Origin of the sequence: Sphingobacterium sp. UBA3549 (assembly GCF_002376635.1) — a bacterium.
GTDB lineage: Bacteria > Bacteroidota > Bacteroidia > Sphingobacteriales > Sphingobacteriaceae > Sphingobacterium.
Genome location: NZ_DFOE01000037.1, coordinates 406,766 through 419,236, shown reverse-complemented (window position 1 = coordinate 419,236; position 12,471 = coordinate 406,766). Strand labels below are relative to the sequence as shown.

8 protein-coding genes are annotated in these 12,471 nt (G+C 39.9%); 5 read left to right on the top strand and 3 right to left on the bottom strand.

Annotated elements, in window-relative coordinates:
* Nucleotides 1–115 precede the first annotated feature (115 nt).
* Nucleotides 116–631, top strand: coding sequence for a DUF2911 domain-containing protein (locus B2W36_RS20540; RefSeq protein ID WP_293883956.1), 516 nt, complete (start codon nt 116–118; stop codon nt 629–631).
* A gap of 113 nt (nt 632–744) precedes the next feature.
* Here the strand turns inward: B2W36_RS20540 and B2W36_RS20535 are convergent, their stop codons facing one another.
* Complete coding sequence (locus B2W36_RS20535) at nt 745–3,147, bottom strand: S9 family peptidase (protein ID WP_293883958.1); 2,403 nt, start codon at nt 3,145–3,147, stop codon at nt 745–747.
* A 460-nt stretch (nt 3,148–3,607) separates the two neighbouring features.
* Between B2W36_RS20535 and B2W36_RS20530 the strand changes: the two genes are divergently transcribed.
* The 4 genes from B2W36_RS20530 to nrdF are packed head-to-tail and all read left to right on the top strand — an operon-like array spanning nt 3,608 to nt 7,379.
* On the top strand, nt 3,608–3,841 hold the full coding sequence (locus B2W36_RS20530; RefSeq protein ID WP_046673718.1) for a thioredoxin family protein: 234 nt from the start codon (nt 3,608–3,610) through the stop codon (nt 3,839–3,841).
* 34 nt (nt 3,842–3,875) lie between these two features.
* On the top strand, nt 3,876–4,283 hold the full coding sequence (gene nrdI, locus B2W36_RS20525) for a class Ib ribonucleoside-diphosphate reductase assembly flavoprotein NrdI (protein WP_293883963.1): 408 nt from the start codon (nt 3,876–3,878) through the stop codon (nt 4,281–4,283).
* Nucleotides 4,243–6,348, top strand: a complete 2,106-nt coding sequence (gene nrdE, locus B2W36_RS20520) for a class 1b ribonucleoside-diphosphate reductase subunit alpha (protein ID WP_209578156.1) — start codon at nt 4,243–4,245, stop codon at nt 6,346–6,348. Before nrdI ends, nrdE begins: the two co-directional genes overlap by 41 nt.
* Nucleotides 6,349–6,392: 44 nt before the next feature.
* Nucleotides 6,393–7,379 (top strand): class 1b ribonucleoside-diphosphate reductase subunit beta, encoded by a 987-nt coding sequence (gene nrdF, locus B2W36_RS20515; protein WP_209578155.1) that lies wholly within the window; start codon nt 6,393–6,395, stop codon nt 7,377–7,379.
* A gap of 226 nt (nt 7,380–7,605) precedes the next feature.
* On the opposite strand, the gene B2W36_RS20510 is transcribed toward nrdF, so the two are convergent.
* Both B2W36_RS20510 and B2W36_RS20505 read right to left on the bottom strand, forming a co-directional pair.
* Nucleotides 7,606–9,168 carry a RagB/SusD family nutrient uptake outer membrane protein gene (locus B2W36_RS20510; RefSeq protein WP_293883967.1) on the bottom strand — a complete coding sequence of 521 codons (1,563 nt, stop codon included), beginning with the start codon at nt 9,166–9,168 and terminating at the stop codon, nt 7,606–7,608.
* Between the two features lie 18 nt (nt 9,169–9,186).
* Entirely contained in the window at nt 9,187–12,369 is a 3,183-nt protein-coding gene (locus B2W36_RS20505) for a SusC/RagA family TonB-linked outer membrane protein (RefSeq protein WP_293883969.1), read from the bottom strand.
* Between the last annotated feature and the right edge of the window lie 102 nt (nt 12,370–12,471).

Sequence of the window (12,471 nt, the reverse complement as noted above, 5' to 3'; positions counted from 1 at the left end):
AACTCATAGCGCCTAAGACCGACCGGTCATGATTTCGTAAAGTTCTAATAAAACGGAAAATTTTCATCACATAAAAATCTTATATTTAATTGTTTAATCAAAAAAATAAGCACATATGAGAGTAGTGATTTTAGCAATTCTGACCTTAATAGGTCAGCTTACCTTTGCGCAGACAGACAAAAGTAAACGACCAAGTCCTCCTGACAACACCAAGGTGACTACGGTCGATGGTATCACAATCGACATCAATTACAGCCGTCCATCATTGAAAGGCCGTCAATTGGGTGTTGATGTTGCCCCTATCGGTAAAGTATGGCGAACCGGAGCAAATGAAGCCACCACGATCGAATTCGATAAAGATGTATTGGTTGAAGGCAAGAAATTGGCCGCTGGAAAATATAGTCTTTACAGTATCCCGGGCGAACATGAAACAACGCTCATGTTCAATAAAGTTTGGAATCAGTGGGGAACGAAATATGATTCCAAAGAAGACGCCTTAAGCATTTCCGTCAGTAATGCAACAGCAAGTACCTCACAGGAACAATTTAAGATTAATGCAAGTCCACAGGGAACAGTCTCCTTGGAGTGGGGAGCATATGTCGTACCCTTTACGGTCAAAGCGAGCAAATAGGTACGATGCTTGATAGTCAAGCAAAATTTATTGCACAGAAAAAGGGACTGACAGTAGTCCCTTTTTTCTTAAAATAGCGTCTTGTCCGGATCACAATAGTTTCGGCCAGACAGTTAATTTTTTAAGTATTTTTGCAAAAATTGATCCTGCTCCCACAATAGATGGAAGATATTTTCTTTGGCAACATATCCATGCGCTTCACGCGGCAAAATCACCATGCGCACAGGAGCTCCCAAATTTTTCAGCGCCTGGAAATAGCGCTCTGTCTGCAAAGTAAACGTCCCGGGATTATTATCTGCTCCACCGTGAATCAATAACAGTGGCGTTTTCATCCGATCGGCACTTACAAAAGGAGACATGGTCATATACAATGCGGGATCATCCCAGAAGTTTCGCTGCTCACTTTGAAAACCGAATGGCGTTAAGGTTCGATTATATGCTCCAGAACGTGCTATTCCCACTGCAAACAATTTAGAATTGGACAACAAATGCGCTGTCATAAATGCACCATAGGAATGCCCGCCTACCGCAACTTTTTTTCGATCGATATAGCCCAGCCGGTCTACCGCATCGATTGCTGCCTCAGCATTGGCCACAAGTTGCTCAATAAAAGTATCATTCGGTTCTTTTGTCCCTTCTCCAACAATTGGAAAGGCAGCATTATCCAATACAGCATACCCTTTGGATACCCAATAGATAAAAGAACCATAACTTGGGAATGTAAACTCCTTAGGGTTGGCCGTGCTCTGTCCAGCGGTATGCTTATCCTTGTATTCCCTTGGGTAAGCCCACATGAGCAATGGCAATTTTTCCTTTTTATTAAAATCATAACCGGCAGGCAGATAAAGCGTTCCCGAAAGCTCTACCCCATCGTTACGTTTGTAATTCAAAATCTCTTTATGAACTTTTTCCAAGGATTTGAACGGGTTTTCAAGAGCTGTTAGTGTCGTCTGTTTCCCTGATTTCATATTTTTCATGGAATAATTGGGGTAGATCGATGCTGATTGAAGCGAAATTAATAAGTCACCTGTTTTGGGATTTACTATTTGGCTGATACGTTCTTGTAGTGCGGATGCTGCTGCAGTGTAAATTCGCTTTTTCTTTAAAGAGTGTAAATTGAGTTCATCCACAAAGGGAAACTCGCCATCTTTAGTAAACCCCTTGCCCACAAATAAGACCTTATCCTTATCTATATACATAGCGTAAGTGCCTAAGCTATTTCTTTCCGTATACACGTCGCCAGGATCATTATACACGTCTTGACTGTTCCGATCGTGCAACAGTTTGGATTCTCCCGTGGAAGGATTAACCACAAAAGTTTTTTTATTTCTAGTATCATACCATTGCGAATGAACCAAAGCATACTTCTCATTGCCCCATACTACACCTGCATAACGGTCTTTGGTTTTAAAAATAAGCTTTCCCGCCCCTTTAAAAGGGTATGGCAAGGTATATAAGGCATCCCGAAACTCCGTTTTATTATTCGCATCCCCGCCGTCAAGGGCTTCAATATAAGCTAACGTAGCAGGTTGGTCGCTCCGCCAATGCCAGGCCCGTTTTCCAGCGCGTGTAGATGAAAAGCCCTTTGCCATAACTTCCGTTAAAGGCACCTCATTTACAAGTGCGATTTCCTTACCTGACCGATCATAGATATGTACCTTCTGTGGAAAATACGAAAGCGGAACCACATACGAATAGGGCTTCGCGATCGTTGATACCATCACATATTCGCCATTCGGGGAAAAGCTGATCCCTGTATAAATGGCTCTGTCTTTAAAAGAGGAAATTTTGCCGTTAAGATCCACAATTTGCAGATTCGACTGCGCCAATGTTTCAAAGTTTGCCTCGTCCAACGGGTTCTTCAGCAAGTCCTGATACGTTCTCAACTGAGAAACCTTTCCATCGCTTGTGGAAACAACCGGCCCTTTCGGCAAATCTTTGGAAGGATCCAATAGTGCAGGCCTATCCTGCGGCAGACTGGTGATCATTAAACCTGACGAATTTTTCAACCATTGAAAAGGTGCCGTCATTGTTCCATTCAAATTGTAATTGGTTAACTGTTTGACGTTCCGCGTAGCGAGATCAACGACAAATAAAGCTGTACCACTATCATTGCTATTGCTGAATGCCAAGCATTTATTGTCCGGAGAAAACATAAAATTGGATAGTGCAGCCTTTTCTGGCATCCCGGAAAAGTCAGTATATTCAACATTTTGATCGATTTTTTTTAAGGCTATCTTATCGTAAAAGAGCGTTGAGCTCTCCATATATGTTTTCGGATTAATCCTTAATCCCGCCAGTTTCATTTCTTCCTGCCCCAATTCAGCTAGACTTTTATAAGTCGGGCGGAATGTAAAAAGCATCCAATTTTTATCGCCTGAAATTTTCAGCTGAGGAGGGCGTACATAATCCGCTAACGCCAGAATTTCAGTAGAAGGTTTTTGAAAGGTAATGTTTTCCTGCGCTTGCGTTTGTAGTGAAGTTAACAGCAAGAGACCATAGAATAGTTTCTTCATAAATTTATTTTTCAAATTAAGGCAAAATAAAATAATAAAACTTTCATTAAGAAGCAAGATTTGTAGCTTTTTTATGACACTCAAATTAAACTTAAAACATTTGTAAAATAGCGGTAAAAATTACCAATTTAAAGTTATCCACATTCTTAACGCTAACAAAATCAATAACTTAACCACAACAATCTTCTACAAACGCATGCTCTGTTAAACTTTTACCCAAAATGTGGAAAAGTCAACCTACCGCATAGCAGGAAAATGTAGGATATTTGTTAAGCTAATAAAAGAATTAGCAACTCAATGAAGTTTTTTACGTATCGGAAACAGACCGTTCTATTTGGTAATTGTCTGTTTTCAATGCCCGGCCTAACCTTAGGATCGGGCTCCCCTATTAAAATTGATACAATTAACTTCGTTCCGAGTTTTTCTATAAAGATTGGAATAAAAAAAATAAACAAGTAACATGGCAAGAATTATCAAATTTGAGAAAAACGATTGTGCCCCTTGTGCACAAGTATCGGCTTATTTGGATCAAAAAGGTATCCAATATGAAACGGTTAATCCTTTTGATGAACCAGACTTGGCCGCAAGATTCAAAATCCGCACAGTTCCTACTGTAATTGTGTTGGAAAATGAAGAGATTCAACACCGTATCATTGGCTTTAAACCAGAAGAATTGGCTGCCATTGCACTTTAATAAATTCAGCGTATCATTTAAACCAAACAACAACATGATACACATTTATTATGATTCCAAAACGGGCAACGTACAGCGTTTTATGGATAAGGTCGCTCAAATAACAGGCTGGCAAATCCATAAAATAACCCCCGATTTGAGGGTAAAAGAACCTGGCCATTTGGTCACTTTCACCACAAATTTTGGGCAGGTACCCGAAAATACAGTAGAATTCATGAAACGCGAAGCTAAAAACATCTATTCTGTTACTTCCAGCGGTAATCGCAATTGGGGTCCGAATTATGGCTTAGCAGCTGATCGCATTTCACAAGATTTCGACATTCCACTGGCATTCAAATTTGAACTGTCCGGAACAATGGAAGACATTAATCAATTTATTGACATCTTAAAGAACTTTTGCGATGGTAGCAAACGAAGTAGCAAAAAACTGGATATTGCTTAATAATGAAATCATGATTAAGCATGATGACGAATTCAGCTTACATAAAGATAAGGAAGCAGTTCGTGCCTATTTCTTAGAATATGTAAATAAGAACACGGTGTTCTTTTATACATTGAAAGAAAAAATAGACTATTTGGTAGAGAATAACTATTATATTGACTTTTACCAATGGTTTACATTTGAAGAGATGGAAGAAGTATTCAACTATGTATACGCTAAAAAATTCCGTTTTGAATCTTTTATGGCGGCCTTCAAATTCTTCCAGAGCTACGCTTTGCGTGACGATTCTGGTGAGAAATTCCTAGAGCGCTATGAAGACCGCGTTGTTGCTGTTTCCCTATTCTTGGCAAGAGAAGAAGGTGTAAAAAAAGCAATTGAATACGCCGAAATCATGATCAATCAAGAATACCAACCAGCGACACCTACATTCTTAAATGCAGGAAAGAAACGCTCGGGAGAATTGGTATCTTGTTTCCTTGATGAAATCGGTGACAACTTAAATGGTATTGGTTACGCTGTTGATTCTGCTATGAAGTTATCTTCTATCGGTGGTGGCGTATCCTTCAATATTTCGAAAATCCGTGCTCGTGGCGAGGCAATTAAAGGTGTTGAAGGTCGTGCGGGCGGTGTACTTCCTATTATGAAAATCATGGAAGATACATTCTCCTATGCCAATCAATTGGGACAGCGTCCGGGTGCAGGTGCCGTATATCTCAATATTTTTCACTCCGATATTGAAGAGTTTTTGGATTGTAAAAAGATCAATGTCGATGAAAAAGTACGTATCAAATCCTTGTCTATCGGTATTATCGTGCCTGATAAATTCATGGAATTGGCAGAAAAAGATGAGCCTTGCTATTTGATCTACCCACATACCGTCATGCAAGAGTATGGACAATTCTTGGACGAGATGGATATGGACAAAATGTACGACGAATTGATCACGAATCCAAACGTAAAAAAGAAAAAGATCAATGCCCGTCACCTCTTGGTTAAGATTGCACAGACACAAAAAGAATCCGGTTACCCGTATATATTTTTTAAAGAGAATACCAACCGTGTCCATGCGTTGAATGAAATCGGTCAGGTAAAATTCTCTAACCTATGTACGGAGATCATGCAGGTATCTCAAGTATCCGACATTGAGATCTATGGCAAACAAGACACGATCCGTTATGGGATCTCCTGTAATCTTGGTTCATTGAATATTGCAACTGTAATGGACAACAAACGTATCAAAGAAACCGTAAAAACGGCTATGCGTGCTTTAACTGTCGTTACAGACGTAACCAATATTGATATGGTCCCTTCGATTGCAAAAGCAAATCGCGAGTTGCATTCCGTAGGGCTAGGTGCGATGAACTTACACGGTTATCTTGCAAAAAGCTTCATCATGTACGAATCGAACGAAGCATTGGATTTTGCCAATACGTTCTTTATGATGATGAACTATTATTCATTGGAAGCGTCCATGGAAATTGCCAAAGAACGTGGTAAAACATTTGTTGGATTTGAAAAATCAGCCTATGCTGATGGCACCTATTTCAACAACTATGTCAACCGCGATTACATGCCAAAGACAGCGAAGGTAACGGAGTTATTCGAAGGTATACATATTCCAACGGTAGAAGATTGGTTGGCGTTAAAAGCACAAATCAAAGAACATGGCATCTATCATGCTTATCGCTTGGCTATTGCTCCAAATCAGTCGACTTCCTATATCATGAATGCTACTGCATCGGTTATGCCTATTGTAGATATCATTGAAGTACGTGAATATGGCGACAGCACAACTTACTATCCAATGCCATATTTGACAAATGATAATTATTTCTATTTCAAATCGGCATATGATATGGATCAATTCAAAGTATTGAAGCTGATTTCAGTCATTCAACGTCATATCGATCAGGGTGTATCCACTATTTTGCATACCAACTCAAAAGATTCGACGAGAGATTTATCGAGATATTATATCTATGCACATAAACTAGGGTTAAAATCCCTTTACTATACACGGACAAGAAAATCAACGATTGACGAATGTGTCTCTTGTTCAGCTTAATTTTGCGATTTGGTAAACTAAATGCCTAATACTTTAAACTAAAAATGAGTAAAACATATAAAGCCGTCAACTGGAATACCCCCGAGAACGATTATGTATTAATGTTCTGGGAACAAAATATCCGTCAATTCTGGATCGACACAGAATACATTCCATCGAAAGATATTGATAGTTGGAAACGTATCAGTCCAGAAATGAAAGATGCGTATAAAAAAGCATTGGGTGGCTTAACCTTATTGGATACCCTTCAGAGTCATACGGGTATGCCTAAGATCATCGATCATATCGACACATTACAGAATAAAGCAGTATTGTCCTATATGTGTATGATGGAAGCTATCCATGCAAAATCGTATTCCACTATTTTCACGACAGTTTCTACAACCGCTGAAATCAACGATATTTTCGAATGGGTTCAGCAAAATAAATACTTACAATACAAAGCGCAAACAATCGATGGTTATTATCGTGCGATCGATAAAGAAGATGCTTCAGAAGAAGAAATCTATATGGCGATGGCTTCTTCGGTATTATTGGAGTCCTTCCTGTTCTATTCCGGGTTCTTCCTACCGTTATGGTTATGTGGACAAGGCGAGATGGTCGCATCAGCTGATATCATTAAAAAAATCATCGCTGATGAATCGATACATGGCGTATTCGTAGGATTGATCGCCCAAGATCAATTCAAAAAATTAAAAAATCAAGATCAGGTCAAAGCACGTTTCTTGGCACTTCTTTACAATTTGTATGAGAATGAATTGAAATATACCGAAGAGATCTATACCGAAGTGGGCTTAACTGCCGAGGTGAAAGAATATGTTCGTTATAATGCCAACAAAGCGTTAATGAATCTTGGATTTGATCCGATCTTCGAAGTAAAACAGGTCAATCCAATCGTATTGAATGGATTGAATACCGAGACAACACAACATGATTTCTTCTCCAAGAAATCAACTAACTACGAAAAAGCAACTGAGATTGTTCATCTAAAAGATGATGACTTTAAAATGGATGTGGTCGTAGATATATAATATTGGCGATAACGTAAAAAAGCCGTTAAGATCAATTCTTAACGGCTTTTTTTATGTGGCTCCGATACCCGACCAACACTGAACAGTCACTGATTTTTTTGCGTGAAGGAGCATTAGACAAAGCGCTGGTTCTAAAATAACTTTGCTGATTCGGGATTTTCACCTATAAATCAGTTTAGATAGTCATGGCTATCCATTTTGATAGCCATGACCACTATTGAAAGATCTATTGATACCCTGGATTCTGAGTCAATTTATTGTTGCGTTGAATCTCATCAGGTGAAATAGGCCATAAGAGATCGGATTCTTTAAATGTCGCACCAGATGCGTTTTTCGCACCGATTAGCGGAACAAAATCTACTTTTCCGGCTTCTGTTGTGGAGATTACAGGGAACATCTTTGTACGTACAATATCATCCCACATTTTGTATTCCAGCGGTAATTCGCGTAGACGTTCTTTCCAGCATTCTTTGACAAAATTTTCTGCTGACAATCCTTGTAGTTCTGCCGTGAAAGCAGCAACGGATTTTCCAGCTGTGTTCGCACGTGCTTTGACCTGTGCTAAATATCCGGCAGCTTCAGCACTGACTCCAGTTGTTTTAGCGATACTTTCGGCCGCAGTTAACAAAGCTTCTGGATAACGGTAAAAATTCCAGTCCTTTGTCCCTCTTCCCGTCGTTAACAGAGCTTGCTCATCGACATAATACCATATACCAGCATCTTCTGAAGTCCATTTTTTACCATTAATCGGATTGGTATAAGACCAGTGATAGAACTGGTTAGGTTTGATCCGTAAATCATCTTTATCGTAAACATTCAAAAACTGTTTCGTAGGACCAAAAACACGCTCAAATATCGAATAAGTAGTAAATACCGAAACTGCGGACGAGCTAAAAGCAGTGGCTGTTCGCGCCCCACTATTGGCAATAATATCATCAAATTCTTGCGCATAGATAACCTCATCCAGATTATCCGTACGACGCAACAAGTTGTAGGCACTATTTTCTGCAAAGTCCGTATTTTGTGTCATCTTGTGCGGCGAGTTAACCACAATCTTAGCCATAGTAGCCGCATCGGCAAATTTACTTTGCTGCAAATAAACATCTGCCAACAGCATTGCCGCCACGTATTTTGTAATACGATGACCATTGTCTACGAACGTCTTGGCTGGCAGTACCTCTACAGCACTTTTCAGGTCTGTCTCTATCAATTCATAGATTTTCGTCGCCTCGGTACGTTCTAGATAAAGTGGATCGTTCAATGTCTCATTCGGGAGTGTATACAAGGGCACTGCTCCAAATGTTTTGACAAGATAAAAGTAGTTGTAGGCTCTAAAAAATTTGGCTTCAGCCAATAAGGTATTTTTCTTGGTCTCATTGACCATGTTTATCTGCGGGATGTACTTTACACCTGCATTAGCGATATTAATGGCTTCGTAAGCTCCATCCCAAATCGTATTCATTGTAGGAGATATTACGCTCGTATTTTGTTGTCGCGTCAACTCACGCGCAAACAAGGTGACACGCTCTTGCCCTTCATAACTATTCGTAAAATACCCGGTTAAAATGGTATTAATGGAAGCCGTAGAACCTAGATAGGAACCTGTTGTAGAATAACGTAATGGTGAACCCCGACGGTAAAGTGCATTTACAGTTGCTTCGGCCTGTCCTTCATTTTCATAATAACTAATTAATGACAGGTTAGAGCTAGGATTTTCGTCCAAAAATTTATTACAGGATGTTGTGAGAGCCAGTCCGGCCAATAACAACAGAAATAATTTATTCTTCATCTTTTTAAATTCTATGCATTAAAATGTAACATTAACACCCAAAGAGAATGTTTTCGCTCTAGGATAGGAGAAAAAGGTCATGTTTTGTCCAAATTTTCCATTCCCTTGTGCAGTAAATTGAGAAGTCATTTCTGGATCATACTGAGAAGTACTTTCCGGGTCGTAACCTTTAAAATCTTTTGATGTGAATAAGAATGGATTATTTGCATTCGCATAAACACGTAATCTGGATAATCCTATGCGCTTTAGTACGTCCGAATTAAACGTATAGCCAAATTGTATCAAATTTACACGCACATAAGAACCATCCGCAACCCAAGCATCGTCCACATTGGTGTCCTGACCAGCATGCCCTCCATTGGTCAGGTAGATCGCCTGTTGTTTGGTATCCGGATTTGAACCGTTATACGCATCCGTCAGGATTTCTTTTAGACCATTGGTAATACCAAAACGATCATACGTTGAATGGAAGAATTGTTGCATGACATCCACTCCCTTCACAAATTGTAGATCTAACGTAAAGTCGAAGTTTTTATAACGCAAGTTGTTGATTAAGCTACCGGTCCAATCTGGTAGACCTTTACCGATAATTTCTTTCTCGGTTGTGCGTTTTGCACGGCCAATTTGCTTCACCGTAGCGTTTCCAGCATCAACATCTGCTTTCGTGTAGACACCTAACCTTCTATAGCCGTAGAAGCTGTTGAGGTTTTCGCCAACGCGGATCACACTATTTGCACCACCGACCCAATCATTCTTTAAGATATCTGCATTGTTCTCCCCCAATTTCAATACCTTATTCTTGTTGTAGTTGGCGTTCAACGATGCTTTCCAATCAAAATTCTCATTGGTCACAATCGTACCGGTAATCATCATATCCAGACCTTGATTTTGTACGGCGCCGATATTTTTCATGACGGATTTGAAACCGGTCGCTCTTGGTATCGGTGTCTCCAACAGTAGGTCTGTTGTTTTTCGACGGTAATAAGAAACATCAAAATTTAGACGATTTTGAAGTAAACCCAATTCCACCCCAACATCAAACTGTGCAGTTTTCTCCCACTTTAAATCTTCATTTGAAATCGTGCTGACATAAGACCAGGGCGCCCGTGTATTATTTAATAAAATTGTACCAGCATCTACGATTGATAACGATCTATAAGGATCAATTTCAGAGTTCCCTGTCAAACCGTAACTTGTATGCAGCTTCAAGTTGCTAATGGTCTGACTATCCTTTAAAAATTCCTCGTTGGACACATTCCAAGCCAAACCTAATGAAGGGAAAAATGCATATTTATTGTTCTTGCCAAATTTCGATGAACCATCATAACGACTTGTAACTGTTGCAGAGTAGCGATTATCATACGAGTATGCTGCCCGCAAGAAATACGAATTCATCGCCCAATCATTGTAGAATGATTCAGGCGTAGCTGGCGTTACACCTAGGTTCATTCGATTATACTCATAGAAATCATCTGGGAATCCTTCCGTCCGCATTTTATCGTAGTCATAGGTCTTCTTTTGCCACGACAGACCTGCCATCGCATTGATGCGATGTTTATCAAATTGCTTATTATAGGTCAGATAGGTTTCTTCCTGCCAATACAGCGTATTCGTATGCGAACGTTCTGCCCAGCCATTTGGTCTGGAAATATTATTTAATAATTTTGAAGAGTATCCTTTATAGTCTTTTCTATGGTGATCAATCCCCAATTGCGTTTTCAAATCCAATCCATCGGCCAGATGAAACGTTAATGCCGCATTTCCAAAAATCTGTGTATTGTAGCGTAGGCGTTTTTGCAAATCCAAAATGGAAACCGGATTGGCCATTCCTTCAAAACTTAATTTTTCGGCTACCGTAGACGATGCAGAATTTGTATAGAGTCCATTTTTATCATAAACAGGATACCAAGGAATCATCTCGATCATGGTACGACGCGCTTCCTGTCCACCACCGTCTTCCGGCGTATAACGCCCCCAGGTGTGATTGACGGTTAAATTAATTGCTGTAGAGAGCCATGTTGTCGGTTTTGCATCATAAGCCATTTTTGCATTGATCCGCTTATTCCAGGTATTGTTCATGATTCCCTGTTGATCCGTATAATTCAAAAATGCACCAACAGATGATTTTTCATCACCTTGTTGCACATTTAATTGGTGGTTATGTGAAATGGCCGTACGGGTTGCCTCGCGTTGCCAATCGGTATCATACAGTGGATTGCCGTTTGCATCAAAATAGTCTGCATCATTAAACCACGTCTTTTTATCTAAAGACCATGACTTTCCTTGGTACTTATTTTCATTTTCCAACCCAATCATAAAGGCATCCACCCATTCCTGTGCATTGAGCAAATCCATGTATCGCTGAGCCGAGCTAACACCCGCCGATCCTTGATAGCTAATCGTTCGAGATCCATCTTTGTTTCCACGTTTTGTGGTTACCAAGATAACACCATTTGCTCCGCGCGCACCGTAGATTGCCGCAGAAGAAGCATCTTTTAAAACCTCTATGTTTTCAATATCATTCGGATTCAACAAATTGAAATCTTCCATCACGACTCCATCAACTACATATAATGGGTTGGAAGAAGAATTGATCGTTGCTACACCACGAATAACAACTCTATTCGCATTAGCACCAGGTTGGCTTGAATTCGAAAAGATATTTACCCCCGAAGCTTTGCCTCTCAAGGCATCTAAAGCACTGAAACTTTGATCTTTAATCAGGTCGGCTCCTTTAACCATCGCAATAGACCCCGTTACATCCGATTTACGCATGGTACCGTACCCTACAACGACAACTTCGTCCAATTGACTTTGATCATCGTCTAATTGCACGGAAACTGTTGTACCGGAAACAGTGACTTCTTTGGCTTTGTAACCAACGGAAGAAACTACCAGTACATCCCCCGATTTAGCATCTAGTGTAAAATTACCCAAGGCATCGGATTGCGTACCCTTTGAAGTACCTTTAACGGCGATGTTCACTCCCGAAATTGGCTTTCCGGTAGCATCCAATACTTTCCCTTTAACTTGTTGCTGCAAATGGCTCATCTCTTTCACGACGGATTTGCCCTCGTACTTGAATGAAGTTGCGACTGCGGCATTGGCTTGTTGGAAAGTACCAGCAATGACAGCTAATGAGAAAAATAGTTTTGATTTTTTCCCAAGCTGCGCAAGTGATTTTACGTCAACTTTGCTCATATTAATAGTGATTTGGTTTATAAAAACGTTTTAGCAAAATGAAGCTTAGAACGTCTAGTTTAATTTAGTTTCCCTTAATTGATGTTTTTTTGCAATCTACTG